This window comes from Stenotrophomonas sp. NPDC078853 (assembly GCF_044901215.1).
Classification (GTDB): domain Bacteria; phylum Pseudomonadota; class Gammaproteobacteria; order Xanthomonadales; family Xanthomonadaceae; genus Stenotrophomonas; species Stenotrophomonas lacuserhaii.
This window is the reverse complement of record NZ_JBJDOQ010000004.1, coordinates 192,980-207,585: the sequence shown is the minus strand read 5'-3', so window position 1 is coordinate 207,585 and position 14,606 is coordinate 192,980. Positions and strand designations below refer to the sequence as shown.

The window sequence follows — 14,606 nt, the reverse complement described above, 5'->3', positions numbered from 1 at the left end:
GGCCTTGCTGGCCGACGGGTTAATTAAACATCACGTGTAACTCGGAGTCAACACCATGTTTAAACTCGAAGCGTAAAAAATCCTGAACGGCTTCGATTCCGTTCAGGATCTGGTTTAGTTCGGGCGGATGGCCTTGACTACCCTGTTCCCGCTCCTCAGCAGGGTGAAGCTCAGGGGTTCCCTGCTTAAAGCTGCCCGATCAGCAGCGGCCCTGTACTCATCAGCAGTGAAGACTGGCTTGCCATCGATCTCGATGATGGTGTCACCGACAAGGATGTCTGCTCTATAAGCAGGCAAGCCTTCCACAAGGCCGATCACCTTGACGCCCTGGTTGGTTCCATTTGAAGCCCTATCTTCGGAGCTGAGCGGAGCCACCAGCATGCCGAAAGTCTGCTTGGGCTTCACGAAAAATAGAGCGCCATAGTCATATCGGTCGGTAGACACGGGGATGTAGTTGGTCTGGCTTCCATACGTTGTGGTGGTCGCCTGTCCGTAAGCGTTCACAACTCCACCCGACCCATAGGCCGTTGCGCTGGAGTTCGTATAGGACGTGCTGCTAGTAGGCGTGGTGATAGGGATAACTGAATTGTTCGTCCCTGTATAAGCCGGGTTGGTCACCACCACCAGGTCAGCGCCTACCTCGACTGCCTGCTTGATGGCTTTGGCTTCTGAAACTCCAGCAGCCCCGTTAAACGATGCATAACCAATGGGTGCGTAGCCACCCTTTGCGTAATAGCTCATGGCAATGCTCATCGCATCAAGCTCTGACGTCCGCTCAACGATCGGTCGCTCCGGCGCCACCTGGGCTCGTCTGGCGACCACCTCACTGGCGTCTGGCAGTTCCTTGTAGAACTGTGAGTAGCCGCTCGCACAGCCCGTCAAGCTGGCCGCGATAGCTGCGGCTATGAGTAACCCCTTCATCCTTGCCCCCTAGTAGTTTTCAGTAGTCCACCATTGCCGACCTGACTAGGCCGGGCACTTCATCAAAACCAACCCCCTCCTCACGGCAGTCCTTCGCGCGCTGCATCTTCACCAGCAGGGCGATCAGTTCCTCATCTCCAAGGCATTCCATGATCCCGTCGCATTGCATGGTTTCCTGGCGGATGAGCCAGTTCAGCCAATACATGTTGCCCAGGTCACGGATGCGCGAGTAGTGGACGTCGCGCTGAAGGGCTGTCAGGCCATTCGATGCTTCGTCCTCAACTACGGTTAGATGGGAGGGAGGGCGCTTCAACCCGACCCCCATGGATGCCGCAATCTTGCGAGCGGCCTTCTGCATTTCCCTGCTGCTGACTGACATTTACCTGCCTCCTGTTCGCAACTTGCCTATCACTCGCTTGCCGGCGTCCGTGAGATCTGTCGTAGCAATGCCCTGCGTCCAGCGCTCGATGATCTCGTCTGTCACTAGATCAAGTAGCTCCGACCGTCGTTCGTCCGGAATTGGCTCTAAAACGTTCTCCTCGATGTGCCGGAGGAGGGTGACCGTTGCGGCCATCATCTGGCGTTGCTGTGCCACAGAGTGAGACAGGTTATCCACAGGGGGCGCTTGGGCAACGAACATCGGGCTGATGCCTTCACGGGTCCAGGTTGAGCTGATGCCAAGCATCTGTTGGACCTTTGTGGCTCCAGCGGCCGAGATGCCTCGGGATTCCCAGTTGTTAACGGTTTGCGGAGACTGGCCCACGCGCCGGGCGAGCTCAGATTGCCCGCTGATCGGCGGCGAGAGGGCGGCGGCGGCCTGGTAGAGGCGGCGCATAGATTCGTGCATTTCGGCCATTCGGCATTGTCCGGCAGCTACACGCGGCGTTGTTACACGTGGTGTTGACAATGCATTAAACATGGCGTGTAATGTCTCCATGAGCGCGAATCCCACACTCGAACTGCACCCCGATGCCGAGCTGATTGATTCGCTCGGTGGTCCGGCCTCTGTCGCCCGAAAGCTGGGTTTCGTCATGCCCGGCGGGACGCAACGCGTCCACAACTGGAAGTACCGCGGCATTCCTCCCTACACCCGTCTTGTCAGGTCCGACGTTTTCGGCCCGTTGCGGTCTGTGAAGCGCAAGCGCGCCTGACATGCCCACCTCACCGGCCCCGAGCAGGGAAGGGCACCACGGTGCCGGTTCCGTAGACCGGGCCAGGACGGCGGGTTTCCACCTTGTCCACTCGCACCTTGTCACCGACGTGCCGCAGCACGAACAGACGGCCCGCGACTCGCACGATTTCAACGACGTTCTGATTCCGCATCACCACTGACTTCACTTGGCTCAATCCGCTTCGGGTTGGGCCTTTATTCCGCCAAAACAGCTTTGGAAACGATAGGAAACGCATGGAAACGCTTGGCAACCAAAAAGAGCTGAGGCTGGCATTCGGCGTACATCACGCCCCGAAGGACGCTTCCCCGCAGATCGTTCGACAGATCGAAACGGCCGCTCAGGCCTTGGCCGTGATGATCCGCGCCGGCCACCACAAGCTGGACTACGTCGCTGCCTGCATCGGCAAGACCAAGTCCTATGTATCCCGGATGCAGAACGGCGTCCGCCCGATTCCCGAGAAGCTGATCGGCCCCCTGTGCGCCGCCACCGGCTCCAACCTCCTGCGCCAGTTCCTCAACCTCCAGGCCGCCCTTGAAGGCATCTGCGAAGTAGAGCGTCTGGCCGACCTGATGAGGTCCACCCATGAACCGAAGCCAGTACCTGCAGCGGCTGAGCGAGTGCGTCGAGCTGGCGCAATCCAGTTCACCGCTGACTCCCGAGGAAGCCAGTACGCACCTGTCCCGATGCGCGGACGAGCAGGCCAGGGCGGAAGCCCGTCGGTCGGCTACGCCGCAGCCTGACCTGTTGGGAGCCATGTAATGCGCGACTACGGAAAGATCCATACCGGCTTCTGGGCGAGCGAGACGATTCTCGGGCTCGACTCTGACTCCCGGCTGCTGGCGATCTACCTGATGACCAGCCAGCACACCACCATGCTGGGCGCATTCCGCCTGCCTGATGCCTACGCTTGCGAGGATTTGGGGTGGGTTCCGGAACGGTTCCAGAACGGTTTGAAAACCCTTGTCGATGCTGGGTTCGTGAAGTACGACCCGACGACAAAGGTCGTGTGGATCATCAAGTTCACCAAGTGGAACAAGCCGGACAACCCGAACCAGCAGAAGTCCATCGCCAAGCTTGCTCAGGCTCTTCCTGATGGCGTGTTGTTCAAGAGTGAAGTTCTCGCCTCGGCTGGAGTTTTCGAAACGGTTCCCGAACCGTTAGGAAACTCTCCTGTTCCTGCTCCTGTTTCTGTTCCTAATCCTGAGGGGCCGAAATCCGAAGTTTTGACCCTGCCGCTGAGCGACGGGTCGGAGTACGCCGTGACGGATGCCGAGCTGGCCGAGCTGCGGGCGGCCTATCCCCGAGTGGACGTGGTCGGCGAGATCCGCAAGGCCAGGGCGTGGGCGGTGGCCAACCCTGCGAACCGGAAGACCCGGCGTGGGACGCCGAAGTTCCTCAACGGCTGGATCGGCCGCGCCAACGAGAACGCTCCGGCGCAGGTTCTCCAGCTGGTGGCGAGTCAGCCGGGCGGCGGGAGGAGGGCGCTGTGAACGGGCAGAACCCCGCATTTGCCGAAGAGGCTGTGATCGGCGGCCTGCTGCTGCAGAACCTGCGCTTCCACGACGTCGCGCCGCTGATCAGCGCGGACCAGTTCACCTCGCCGCAGCGGTCCCGTGTATTCGGCCTGATCCGTGACCGGGTGCTGGCTGGTGAGGACGCCGACGCGGTGACCATCGGCGAGGCGTCTCCGGATGACTTCGACTACGCCCTGCACCTCGCCAGCACCGTCCCCAGCGCCGCGTCGGTCGTTGGCTATGCCGAGATCGTCCGGGACAACTGGCGGCGCCGTGAGGCCGTGAACGTGGGCCTGCAGCTGGTGGCCGCTGCCCGAGCCGGTGAGGACGATGCCGTGGACATTGCCGCTGGCCGTCTCCTGGCGCTCAACGCCGCCGTGACCGAGTGCGAGTTCACCGGCAAGCAGGCGATGCAAAGGGCGTGGGATGAGACGTCGCGCGCTCACGCCAACGGCGGAAAGCTTCCGGGCATTACGACTGGCCTGAAAGAGCTGGACGAGATCCTCGGCGGGTTCCACGACAGCGACCTGACCATCATCGGCGGCCGTCCGGCCATGGGGAAGACTGCGTTTCTCGGAGGCCTGGTGGAGGCATCTGCTGAGGCGGGGAAACGCCCCGGTGTCATCAGTGCGGAGCAGCCTGCGGTACAGATGGCGCTGCGCCGCCTGTCGTTGGTCTCCTCGGTGCCCGCCTCGGTGCTTCGTTCGGGGCAGATCGATGAAGAGCAGTGGGACAAGCTGAAGTACGGAATGGCCGATGCCATCCCCCGCGAAATGTGGATCTACGACCGGTCAGCGGTGACGTTGGACGAGCTGATCGGAATCGCCCGCAAGTGGAAGCACGCCCACAACATCGGCGTCCTGTACATCGACTACGCCCAGCGCATCCGCGTGCCGCGAGCCGACCGGATCACCGAAGTGTCGCTGGTTGCTCAGGGCATGAAGGATCTCGCCCGCTCGCTGAACATCCCTGTCGTCGCACTGGCCCAGGTCGTGAAGGGCGTCGAGACGCGGGTGGACAAGCGCCCCAACGCTGGCGACCTCGCCAACAGCGACGAGCTGACGCGAGAGGCCGATCAGATCCTGATGCTCTACCGCGACGAGGTCTACAACCGCGATTCGGCGGACAAGGGGATCGCCGAGATACTGATCGAGAAGAACCGCCACGGGCCGACCGGCTTCAAGAGGGTCCGGTTCATGGGCGAAACGATGCGGTTCGCTGACTTCGGGGGTGACGCGTGGTGACCACCCAACAACTCGCCGCAGCCCAAGAGGCAGGCCGGCACATGCGAGACGCCCACAAGGACCGGGCGGACTGCCCGAAGTACGCGATGGGCGAGGACGGCCAGCGCTGGCGCCAGAACTGGCTGGCGGGCTGGGACCAGCGGGATGACGAGATCAGGAGGAAGGGATGAGCAGCACCAAACTGATCGTCAACAGCGACCACGCCCTGCAGGAGGCCATCGGGCAGCTGCGCGAGAGCTATCAAGCTCGCCGCTACGTGACGGTCACCATCAACGACGGCAAGCCGCGCAGCCTGGACCAGAACGCCATAAGCCACGCGTGGTACGAGCAGGTTGCCCGCGAGCTGCGCGAGGACACGGTGCTCGGCGTGAAGTCCTTCTGCAAGTTGCACTTCGGCGTGCCGATCCTGCGCGTCGAGGAAGAGGACTACCGGGCCACGTACGACCGCATCGTCAAGCCGATGGCCTACGAGGACAAGCTCGCGCTGATGAGCTTCTACCCGGTCACGTCGTTGATGAAGACCCCGCAGCTTTCGCAGTACCTGGAGGCCGTACAGGCCCATTACCACCGACATGGCGTGTGGCTGCAGTTCCCGGAGCAGGCGCCGACCACCAAACAGCAGAGGGCAGCGTGATGAGCGTCGATTACTGGTACCCCGATGCAGGTAGGGGGAGTTCGCATCCAGAAAAACTAGCTCGGCTGAAACATGAGGCAGAGCTAGCGAAGGCACTCGCGCAGGTCCGGCGCACCGAGAGCCGTCGGCAGCATGCTAGTGAAAAAACCAAATGCTCCGGCTGTGGCTCACACGCATTCGTGAAAGCACATGGCGGAAGAATCTGCAGTTACTGCAGGGCGCCTAATGGAGAAGCCGCATGAACCTCGAACCGATCGACACCAGCACTACGGAGTTGCTTCCTTGCCCGTTCTGCGGAGGTAGCGCCGAGTTCGTGCCCTACAAGAGCGATGGGCTCACGCTGAAGTGCACAGCTCTGGGCTGCGTCCAGAGGAACCAGCGCACTCTCCGCTATGGCATCGATTCTCTGCGCGCCTCAATGACAAAGCACTGGAACACCCGCGCCCCGCAGTGGCAGCCCATCGAGTCGGCGCCGAAGGATGGGACGGAGTTCCAAGCGTTCAAGCAAGGGATCGGGCAGTTCACAGCCTTGATCCTCACGAGCGAGCACATGGACTGCCAGTACGAAGGCGGGGTCCATTGCGCATGGGATCACGAGTACGTTGAGGACGTTTCTCACTGGCAGCCGCTGCCGGCGCCGCCGGAGGTGACGCCATGAGCGCGATTGAGCAGAGGGCGTCCATCCAGCAGTTCGGCGTGATGAACCCCAACCCATTCGCTATGTGCCAGAGATCCGAATGGAGGTGGCTCATCTCAAGCCAAGATGCATTGAACTCCATGAATCCGATAGACGACCCGTGGAACTTCGACTCTTCCACCGTGGCGAAGCGCCGTTTGCGGGATGTCGTCCGTGCGGATCGCTCACAGTGCGGCGACGGCAAGTGGATTTTGGCTGATGCTCCATGGGATCGCTTGTGTCGGCTGGGCCTTATTCTGGCAGGGCTCAGTTTTGCTCGGCAGAACTGCGCTGAAATAGCGGAGGCCTATTGCCGCGCGGCGAAGACCCGATATCGCTGGGAGGTACGCCGATGAAGCGCGGCCTCTCAACCACCACCCCGACCGCAGCCGAGGCAGCTCGCATCGTGGCCTGCAAGGAAGGCCTGTGCGTGGCCTGCGTCATCTGGGGCGAGATGCCCGGCGCGCCGTGGAACTTCATGGTGCATCCAGGCTGCGACTACCACCACCTGCTGAGCGGCGGGCGCCGGCGCGGACACATGTTCGGGATCGGCCTTTGCCCTTGGCACCATAGAGGTCTAGTCGGCTTCGGCTGCACCCACGAAGAGATGCGCGCCCACTACGGCCCCAGCCTCGCCGAGGGCAGCAAGCCGTTCCACGCCACGTTCGGCAGCGACAACGAGCTGATCGCGCGGCAGGACCAGATGCTTGGGCTGGGGGTGGCGGCATGAAGGAGCTGATCCTGCCGTGGCCGCACAAGGACCTGTCGCCCAATGCCCGAGTTCATTGGCGACAGAAGGCGCAGACCACCAAGAACGTCCGTAGGTCAGCGATGGTCATGGCGGTGCTGGCGGACTGGAATGGGGCCGACCTTCCGGATGGTCGGCTGCACCTGCACGTCACCTTCCACCCGCCGACCAAGCGCCTGCCCGACGACGACAACATGCTGGCCCGATTCAAGCCCTACAGGGACGGGATCGCCGACGCCCTCGGCATAGACGACAAGCGGTTCATCAGCCACCCACTGGTCAGCGAAGAGGTCCGCAAGGGCGGCCAGGTCGTCGTCCGGATCAGCGAGGAGGGGGTATGAGCGGCGACGTATCAGGATCAAAGCTCATGGCATTCAGGATCGCAGCGGCTTACCCCGTCCGTATCCCCCGGACCATCGATCTAGTCCGGGAGTTCGGACTGACCAAGTGCCGCGCGCACTCCTTCGTGGTCGCAATGCGGAAGGCACGGGCCAAGCCGGTCATGCCTTCCACCCCCATTTTCGGCATCACCCCTTTCACTCAGGAGAACACCAATGGCTGATGTCCGGGAACTACTGGCGCGCCTCTACCCCCAGTCGATCAAGATCAACAGCGGTCGGGGCGGAATCCCTGAGCTGACCAACCAGGACATCGCCGCGGCGCTGGCCTTCGTGCCGGCCGGGCTGGGGCGTGACCTTCTGGAGTACGGCGCATGGCCAGACGGCGCAGCCCTGCGCGCGTCCAAGATCAGCGCAACCATCCACCGGCTGGTCATGGACGAGTGGAGCGCCAGGGAGCAGGCCTACATTGAGGCCAAGGTGGAGCGCGGACTGGTCGTATCCCTGTCCCGCTATCACCGGGCGGCGCTGGACTTCAAGACACGGTCGTCGCTGGACGCAGCAGTTGACGAGGCCCGGGCCCATCGCTGGCCGGAGAAGCTGGAGGATCGGCTGGAAGACGTGGTCCGCATCGCGGTGCTGGACCTGTTCGGCGCTGAGGGCACATCCAACCGCGACCGGGCCAAGGCCATGGGGCTGAGCGAGTCGGGATACCGGGAAGTGTGGGCCGGCGTCGTGACCTGGCTCTACTGCGCCATGCGCGATGCCGAGGCCGAGGCAGGCCGCCATCTGTGGGCAGCCCTACAGGGAGAAGACGCCGCGTAGCTGCGCGGTTGTAGCCCGCGCACTTTGGGGTGCATTCTTCCACTATCGCACGCGACCCAGCCCCGGACCTCCGGGGCTTTTTCTTTGCCCGCTTCCCCGTCCAGATCAACCCTTGCGCCTAGCTGGCAGCGGGGCGGGCGCCCTATTGGAGACTTCATGGTGAGCACCGAGACAGTCGCGGCTGCCATGGGAGCTGGGATATATGCCCAGCCACTGGAAGCCGCCTGCATCAATTACGGCATCACCTCTCCGTTGGAGAAGGCTCACTTCCTGGCTCAGGTGGCGCACGAGTCTGATGGGTTCAAGACCGCCGAGGAATACGCCTCTGGCCGGGCCTATGAGGGGCGCAAGGATCTCGGGAACGTGCAGCCGGGCGACGGCGTGCGGTTTAAGGGCCGCGGCCTGATCCAGCTGACCGGACGCGCCAACTACGCCGACTACAGCCGGTGGAAGTACGGTGATGACCGGGCGGTCAAGACCCCCGGCTTGGTGGCTCAGCTTCCGGACGCGGTCGATGCAGCCGTGTGGTATTGGACCGTCCGCCGTCCGCGGCTGAAGGTCATGGCGCTGGCCGACGACGTGGTTGGTGTCACCAAGGCTATCAATGGTGGGGCGAATGGCCTCGCCGACCGCACAAAGAAGCTTCGGCAGGCCAAATCTCTGTTTGGTATTGCCTGATGCCTGCGCCTAAGCAAAAACCGGTGCTTTCGCCGATCAGCCAGCTGCAGGGCGTCCTGTTGGTTCTGGACAACCGTAGCGGCCGGCCGACAGCGGAGATGCTGGGGTCCATCCGGGAGATGGTGAGCGATGCGCTGCTGGTGCTGCAGGAGCCGGACCCGGTGAAACAGCGGATCGCCTTCGTCCTCCTGGCGATCCAGCAGTCCACGTCGCTTGAGAAGCGGACTATTCGGGGCAAGCCGCACACGCGGGTCGTGGTGATCGAGCAGGCGCTCTACAACTGGGCGTTTGAGGAAATCCATTCCATGGTGGGTGCAGCATGATCTTGCGGAAGCTGATACGCGCCGCAGGGCTTGAGCCTGTCGCCGACCTGCACAACTGGCACAAGTGGTGGTCAGCCAAGCTGGACGCCGCTGCTCTCATGGTGGGTTCGGTAGCCGTGGCGTACAGCCAGCTTCCCGATGACTGGCGTTCGGCCATGCCGGGTTGGTCACTCACCGCACTGGCCGTCACCGGCCTTCTCATCAAGTCCGCATCCCTGATCCTTCGTGGCGCCAAGCAGCCTGAACTCACAAAGGACTCTCCGTGATCACCACCCGCATCCTGCTGATAGCGCTGCCTGTTGGCATGGCGCTGGGCTTTGCTGCGGGCTGGGCATGGCGTGGTGATCGCGCTGAGGGTGCAGAGGCCCGGCAGGAGGTCGCAGTCGTCAAGCAGGACTTGACCACTGAGCAGGCCGCCCGCGCCACCGAACACAAGCAGGCCGACACCCTGGCCGCCATCGGAGCAAAGCATGAAGAAGACCGCGCAGCCGCCCCGGCCGTCGCTGATGCTGTTGTGGCTGGCCTGCGCGATGGCACTCTCCGCCTGCGCAACGACCTCGCCGCGTGCCACACCGACCTCCTGTCCCAAACCGCAGCCGGCACCCTCGAACGTGATGCGGCCACCCAGCGCCGAGAAGAGTTTGCGGGCCGAGTTGTTCGAATCGGCCGAGACGCCGACGACCAGCTCCGCGCCTGTCAGGCCGTGGTGAGGGCTGATCGTGCCGGGGTGGCGCAGTGAACGTTGTCGCTCAGAGGTCCTATCAGGCCATCCGGCGCGCCGCAGTTCCGTGCGAGTGCTGGGTGCGTGATGAGGCGGGCCCTGTTGATCTGTCAGGCGAGACCATCGAAGTGCAGGTGGTCGCCTATGGCGGCAGGCACGTCCGGGCCACATGGACAGCGGCTGGGCATTCGGATGGGCGCCTGGAGTTCACTGTCCCCGGCGATCACGTGCTGAATGAAGGCCTGCATCAGCTCCGCGCGCGCGTCCAGCCGGCAGGCGAGCTACTCGCCCTTGGCCTGTTGGAGATTGTGTGATGACCGGCCGACCGACCGACTACCGCGAAGAACTGGCGGAGTTGATCTGTGACCGCATTGCTGATGGGGAGAGCTTGAAGGCGATCTGTGCGGATGAGGGCATGCCGCATCGCGCCACAGTGTTTCGCTGGCTGGCTGTCTTCGAGACCTTCCGCGACATGTACGCGCACGCGAGGGAGGAGCAGGCCGAGACCCTGGCTGACGAGATCGTGGGCATTTCCGATGAGGAGTGCACGACGGTTCGCGCCATCAAACACGGGTCCAGCGATGATGACGGCGAGGGCAACACTGAGGTCGTATTCGACTCCACGGCCGTTGCCCGGAACCGCCTGCGGGTGGACGCGCGGAAGTGGGTGGCCGCAAAGCTCAAGCCCCGTAAGTACGGAGACAAGATCCAGCAGGAGTTGAGCGGCCCCGGTGGCGGCCCTGTCGGGGTGATGGTCAGCGTCACCGTGAACGGCGTGGAGCCGGGCAAGGCATGAGCAACCTGCAGCTTGACGTCCCGGCGGCCATGTTGCCGTTCTGGACGGACAGGCGTCGCCACAAGATTGCCAGGGGCGGGCGCGGCTCGGCCAAGTCATGGTCGATCGCTCGGATGCTGGCCACGCGCGGGATCATCCAGCCTACCCGGTGGCTTTGCTGCCGCGAGACACAGAAGTCGATCAAGGAGTCATCGTTGCGGCTGCTGGCCGACCAGATTCAGTCGCTGAACCTCGGCTACTACTACGACGTGCAGCAGCAGGCCATCAAGGGCCAGCCTGGAACGTCGGCATCAGAGAGTGAGTTTGCGTTTGCCGGCCTGAAGGAGCATACGGCCGACTCGATCAAGTCCTACGAGGGGTTTGACGGTGCGTGGATCGAGGAGGCCCACTCGGTCAGCGAGCGGTCTGCCACGGTGCTGATCCCCACGATCCGCAAGCCTGGGTCAGAGCTCTGGTGGAGTTACAACCCCGAGCAGGAAGAGGACTACGTCCACCAGCTGGCCGCGATGGATGACCCGGACACGCTGGTCATCACCATCAACTGGCGTGACAACCCGTGGTTCCCCGAGGAGCTGGAGAAGGAGCGTCAGAAGCTGCAGCGGGTGAATCAGGACCTGTATTCCCACGTGTGGGAAGGTCAGTGCCGGAGCGCCGCGGGCTTGATGTTCAAGCGCGATTGGTTCGAGTTCTACGACGTTCTGCCGAGCCGGCTCAACCTGTACATAGCCAGCGACTATGCAGTGACGCCGGATGGCGGGGATTTCACCGAACACGGCGTGTGGGGCCTGGCATCGACCGGTGACCTGTACGCCGTGGACTGGTGGTATGGGCAGACTGACCCGGCCGAATGGATTGACGCCTGGATTGGCCTCATCGCCCAGCATCGCCCGCTGGCGGCCTTTGAGGAAAAGGGCGTGATCCTGCGGGCGGTCGAGTCCTCGATCACCAAGAGGATGCGCGAGACGCAGACGTTCGCTCACCGGATCGCGCTGGCATCTGCCGGCAGCAAGGCCGAGCGCGCATTGGGCTTCGCGGCCCGCGCCTCAGCCGGCACCGTTCACCTCCCGCGGCTGCCGTGGGCGGTTCGACTACTCAACCAGCTGTGCGCCTTCAACGGCGAGGACGGACGCCAGGACGATGGTGTTGACGTGTGCAGCCTGATCGGCCGAGGGCTGGACAGCATGGCGAACGCTTCGCCGGCAGAGAGTGACCATCGCAAACGCCGGTCGCGCGACTACGAGATCAACTCCGATGATGACTCCGACAGCTGGAAAACCGTATGACCGACAGTGACAACCAAATCGGCCATGCCGAGCTGCTGCAGCAGTTCCGGGAGTCGGAAGATACCTGCCGCCCGGCGCGCGAGCTGTCCGAGCGGGACCGCGACTATTACGACGGGAAGCAGCTGTCTGGTGATGAGCTGGAGACGCTGCGCAAGCGCAAGCAGCCCGCCGTCATCAGCAACCGTATCGCGCCCAAGATCGACGCGCTGATCGGGCATGAGAAGCGCATCCGGACCGACCCGCGCGCCTACCCGCGCACGCCCAAGCATGAGGCTGAATCCGAGTCTGCCACGGACGCTATCCGCTTCGTCTGCGACAACAACCGCTTCTCCCAGGTTCGCTCCGGCACGGCCGAAAGCCTTTTCATTGAGGGCGCGGGCGCTGCGGTGGTGGCTGTTGAGCGCAATGACGACAAGTTCGAGGTCAAAATCAATCCCGTTCCTTGGGACCGGTTCTACTGGGACCCGCACAGCCGCAAGCGCGACTTCTCAGATGCCAATTTCAAGGGCGTCGTCCTTTGGATGGACGAGCAGGACGCCATTGCCTTGGCTGGCCCGGATGCCGACAAGGCGGCGGTAGACCTGATCATCCAAGGCTGCTACAGCAGCACCGCATCCAGCGGGGACACCTATGACGACCGCCCCCAGTTCACATGGGGCGACCTGAAGCGCCGCCGCGTCCGGGTTCTGCAGCATCGATTCAAACGCAAGGGTGCGTGGTGGACCGCGATCATCTGCGGCGGCGGCTTCCTGCGCGACCCCCAGGTCTCGCCGTATCTGGATGAGCATGGCATTCCGCAGTGCGATCTGGTCGGGACTTCGGCGTACATCGACCGCGAGAACAACCGCTATGGCGTGGTCCGGCGGATGGTTTCGCCACAGGACGAGATCAACAAGCGTCGGTCCAAGGCGCTGCATCTGCTGAACAGCCGGCAGGTCATCGCCGAAAAGGGGGCGGTCGATAACCGTGAGCAGGCGCGGCGTGAAATGGCGCGGCCGGACGGGTACGTCGAGGTCAACGGCGGCATGCGGTTTGAAGTGGCTGATGGCATCGCCCTGGCGCAGGGGCAGTTCAACCTGCTGCAGGAGGCCAAGGCCGAGATCGACGCCAGCGGTGTGAACCCCGCAATCGAGGGGGATGCCAGCGCGCCCAGCGGCCGGGCCCAGGAGATGATGATGGCCTCCGGCCTGTCCGAGATGGCCGGCGTGTTCGAGGCGCTGCGGGACTGGAGTTGGGAGGTTTACCGGCAGGTCTGGTATCGAATCAGGCAGTACTGGGACGACGAGCGCTGGATCCGCGTCACCGACGATGAGCGGAACATGCGTTGGGTGGCGATCAATAAGCCCGTCACTCAGGCCGACGTGATGATCGAGCAGGCCGAGCAGGCTGGACAGCCTCTGGCGCCTGAGCAGATCGCCCAGCTGCGCGCTGACCCGACGCTGCAACAGGTCGTGGGCATCCAGAACCCGCTGGCCGAGCTGGACGTTGATCTGATCCTCGAAGATGGGCCCGACTCGGTAAATCTGCAGAGCGAGCAGTACCAGTCCCTCATCGAGCTGAAGAAGGCAGATCCAGCTTCGATCCCGACCAAGCTGATCATCGAGGCCTCCAGCCTCCGCAACAAGGATCAGATCCTCGAACACCTTGAGGCCGGCGGCATCCCGCCCGAGGTGCAGCAGCAGATGCAGCAGATGCAGGAGGCGCTCCAGCAGGCGCAGCAGGCCGTCCAAGAAGCTGAGCAGAAGGCACAGGACAGCCAGGCCGACGCGGCGATCAAGAGCGCTGAGCTGCAGTTGAAGCAGCAGGAGCTGGTCATCCGACAGGAGGAGCTTGGCATCGAGCGATTCCGGGCGGAAACCGAACGAATCACGGCGATGAAGCCGGAACCCCAACAGACCCCGCCAGCGAGCGGGGTTTTTGTTGGGTGAGTTTCGCCCCTCGGGGCAGCGGACGCGCACGCCATGGCGCGAATCGTGACGACGGCGGACGGTCGATAGGAGCAAGAAATGAGCAACGAGAACCGCGATTTCCTTGACGAGCATTTTGCTGCGGCGCAGCCCGAAGCGGTGGTCGAGCCGGTCCAGGCCGTCGAAACCCCGCCCGAGCCCGTGCATCAGCAGGAAACGGTCGAAGAAGTGCAGACGCCTCCCGAACAGGCGCCCGAGGTGACGACGACCCCGGAAATCAAGGAGAGCGGCACGGTTCCGTATGCCGCCATGAAGGCAGAGCGGGAAAAGCGGCAGAAGCTGGAGAAGGAACTGGACGATCTGCGCAAGCAGGCGCCGCAGGAGCCGGTCCCCTCGTACTACGAGGACCCGGAGGGTTACCTGCAGCGGATCCAGAACGAGACCAACCAGCGCCTGTATGCGGCATTGGAGGCAAGTGCGCGGGAGCAGTACCCCGATTACGACGACGCGTTTGCGGTTGTCATGCGGCATGCCGCATCCAACCCGGCCGTCGCCAGCGAGGTCATGACCGCGGCGAATCCTGCAGTGGCCGCCTACAAGATGGGCAAGAGGCTGGCCGAGTTCGAGCAGATGCAGGACCCGGAAGCCTACCGCGCCAAGATCGAGGCTGATCTGCGCGCTAAGTGGGATGCCGAGCAGGCTGCAAAGGCCGCCCAGCGTCAGAAGACTGCCGCCGAAATCCCGCCTGACCTCTCCCAGGCACGCAACACCCGCGGTGAGTACGCCGCAAACCCAACCGTCTTCCAGTCACTTTTCGAGAGGTAAC

Annotated in this window: 23 protein-coding genes; 19 read left to right on the top strand and 4 right to left on the bottom strand. The window is 63.2% G+C overall.

The window, feature by feature from the left end:
- Positions 1–114 precede the first annotated feature (114 nt).
- Genes ACI2JH_RS06600 through ACI2JH_RS06590 form a run of 3 tightly spaced genes read right to left on the bottom strand, consistent with a single transcriptional unit; the run spans position 115 to position 1,777 of the window.
- Positions 115–921, bottom strand: a complete 807-nt coding sequence (locus tag ACI2JH_RS06600; RefSeq protein WP_404735739.1) for a PDZ domain-containing protein — start codon at positions 919–921, stop codon at positions 115–117.
- A gap of 19 nt (positions 922–940) precedes the next feature.
- Positions 941–1,279: a hypothetical protein gene (locus tag ACI2JH_RS06595; protein WP_404735738.1), complete on the bottom strand. Its 339-nt coding sequence runs from the start codon at positions 1,277–1,279 to the stop codon at positions 941–943.
- Between the two features lie 21 nt (positions 1,280–1,300).
- Positions 1,301–1,777, bottom strand: coding sequence for a helix-turn-helix domain-containing protein (locus ACI2JH_RS06590; RefSeq protein ID WP_404735737.1), 477 nt, complete (start codon positions 1,775–1,777; stop codon positions 1,301–1,303).
- Between the two features lie 79 nt (positions 1,778–1,856).
- On the opposite strand from ACI2JH_RS06590, the gene ACI2JH_RS06585 reads away from it, so the two are divergent.
- The gene (locus ACI2JH_RS06585) at positions 1,857–2,072 is read left to right on the top strand and encodes a hypothetical protein (RefSeq protein ID WP_404735736.1); all 216 of its coding nucleotides are present in this window, start codon (positions 1,857–1,859) and stop codon (positions 2,070–2,072) included.
- A 10-nt stretch (positions 2,073–2,082) separates the two neighbouring features.
- Here ACI2JH_RS06585 and ACI2JH_RS06580 read toward each other — a convergent pair whose 3' ends face one another.
- Positions 2,083–2,259: a hypothetical protein gene (locus ACI2JH_RS06580; protein ID WP_404735735.1), complete on the bottom strand. Its 177-nt coding sequence runs from the start codon at positions 2,257–2,259 to the stop codon at positions 2,083–2,085.
- A gap of 67 nt (positions 2,260–2,326) precedes the next feature.
- On the opposite strand from ACI2JH_RS06580, the gene ACI2JH_RS06575 reads away from it, so the two are divergent.
- The 18 genes from ACI2JH_RS06575 (at position 2,327) to ACI2JH_RS06490 (ending at position 14,605) form a co-directional block, all read left to right on the top strand.
- On the top strand, positions 2,327–2,833 hold the full coding sequence (locus tag ACI2JH_RS06575) for a hypothetical protein (protein WP_404735734.1): 507 nt from the start codon (positions 2,327–2,329) through the stop codon (positions 2,831–2,833).
- Between the two features lie 18 nt (positions 2,834–2,851).
- Entirely contained in the window at positions 2,852–3,583 is a 732-nt protein-coding gene (locus ACI2JH_RS06570) for a hypothetical protein (protein WP_404735733.1), read from the top strand.
- On the top strand, positions 3,580–4,851 hold the full coding sequence (locus tag ACI2JH_RS06565; protein WP_404735732.1) for a replicative DNA helicase: 1,272 nt from the start codon (positions 3,580–3,582) through the stop codon (positions 4,849–4,851). Before ACI2JH_RS06570 ends, ACI2JH_RS06565 begins: the two co-directional genes overlap by 4 nt.
- 41 nt (positions 4,852–4,892) lie before the next feature.
- Positions 4,893–5,021 carry a hypothetical protein gene (locus ACI2JH_RS06560; protein ID WP_404735731.1) on the top strand — a complete coding sequence of 43 codons (129 nt, stop codon included), beginning with the start codon at positions 4,893–4,895 and terminating at the stop codon, positions 5,019–5,021.
- Positions 5,018–5,485, top strand: coding sequence for a hypothetical protein (locus tag ACI2JH_RS06555; protein WP_404735730.1), 468 nt, complete (start codon positions 5,018–5,020; stop codon positions 5,483–5,485). Before ACI2JH_RS06560 ends, ACI2JH_RS06555 begins: the two co-directional genes overlap by 4 nt.
- A gap of 238 nt (positions 5,486–5,723) precedes the next feature.
- Positions 5,724–6,143, top strand: a complete 420-nt coding sequence (locus tag ACI2JH_RS06550) for a DUF551 domain-containing protein (RefSeq protein ID WP_404735729.1) — start codon at positions 5,724–5,726, stop codon at positions 6,141–6,143.
- Positions 6,140–6,517 (top strand): hypothetical protein, encoded by a 378-nt coding sequence (locus tag ACI2JH_RS06545; RefSeq protein WP_404735728.1) that lies wholly within the window; start codon positions 6,140–6,142, stop codon positions 6,515–6,517. Before ACI2JH_RS06550 ends, ACI2JH_RS06545 begins: the two co-directional genes overlap by 4 nt.
- Positions 6,514–6,891, top strand: coding sequence for a Ref family recombination enhancement nuclease (locus ACI2JH_RS06540; protein WP_404735727.1), 378 nt, complete (start codon positions 6,514–6,516; stop codon positions 6,889–6,891). Before ACI2JH_RS06545 ends, ACI2JH_RS06540 begins: the two co-directional genes overlap by 4 nt.
- Positions 6,888–7,250: a hypothetical protein gene (locus ACI2JH_RS06535; protein WP_404735726.1), complete on the top strand. Its 363-nt coding sequence runs from the start codon at positions 6,888–6,890 to the stop codon at positions 7,248–7,250. The genes ACI2JH_RS06540 and ACI2JH_RS06535 overlap by 4 nt, the downstream gene beginning before the upstream one ends.
- Positions 7,251–7,463: 213 nt before the next feature.
- Entirely contained in the window at positions 7,464–8,072 is a 609-nt protein-coding gene (locus ACI2JH_RS06530) for a hypothetical protein (RefSeq protein ID WP_404735725.1), read from the top strand.
- Positions 8,073–8,228: 156 nt separating this feature from the next.
- Positions 8,229–8,750: a glycoside hydrolase family 19 protein gene (locus ACI2JH_RS06525; protein WP_404735724.1), complete on the top strand. Its 522-nt coding sequence runs from the start codon at positions 8,229–8,231 to the stop codon at positions 8,748–8,750.
- Positions 8,750–9,073 (top strand): hypothetical protein, encoded by a 324-nt coding sequence (locus tag ACI2JH_RS06520; protein ID WP_404735723.1) that lies wholly within the window; start codon positions 8,750–8,752, stop codon positions 9,071–9,073. Before ACI2JH_RS06525 ends, ACI2JH_RS06520 begins: the two co-directional genes overlap by 1 nt.
- Positions 9,070–9,339 (top strand): hypothetical protein, encoded by a 270-nt coding sequence (locus ACI2JH_RS06515; RefSeq protein WP_404735722.1) that lies wholly within the window; start codon positions 9,070–9,072, stop codon positions 9,337–9,339. The genes ACI2JH_RS06520 and ACI2JH_RS06515 overlap by 4 nt, the downstream gene beginning before the upstream one ends.
- Entirely contained in the window at positions 9,336–9,812 is a 477-nt protein-coding gene (locus ACI2JH_RS06510; RefSeq protein WP_404735721.1) for a hypothetical protein, read from the top strand. The genes ACI2JH_RS06515 and ACI2JH_RS06510 overlap by 4 nt, the downstream gene beginning before the upstream one ends.
- 295 nt (positions 9,813–10,107) lie before the next feature.
- Positions 10,108–10,590 carry a terminase small subunit protein gene (locus ACI2JH_RS06505; RefSeq protein ID WP_404735720.1) on the top strand — a complete coding sequence of 161 codons (483 nt, stop codon included), beginning with the start codon at positions 10,108–10,110 and terminating at the stop codon, positions 10,588–10,590.
- Complete coding sequence (locus tag ACI2JH_RS06500) at positions 10,587–11,873, top strand: PBSX family phage terminase large subunit (protein WP_404735719.1); 1,287 nt, start codon at positions 10,587–10,589, stop codon at positions 11,871–11,873. The genes ACI2JH_RS06505 and ACI2JH_RS06500 overlap by 4 nt, the downstream gene beginning before the upstream one ends.
- Positions 11,870–13,801, top strand: coding sequence for a hypothetical protein (locus ACI2JH_RS06495; RefSeq protein ID WP_404735718.1), 1,932 nt, complete (start codon positions 11,870–11,872; stop codon positions 13,799–13,801). Before ACI2JH_RS06500 ends, ACI2JH_RS06495 begins: the two co-directional genes overlap by 4 nt.
- 78 nt (positions 13,802–13,879) lie before the next feature.
- Entirely contained in the window at positions 13,880–14,605 is a 726-nt protein-coding gene (locus ACI2JH_RS06490) for a hypothetical protein (RefSeq protein ID WP_404735717.1), read from the top strand.
- The last annotated feature ends 1 nt before the right edge of the window (position 14,606 follow it).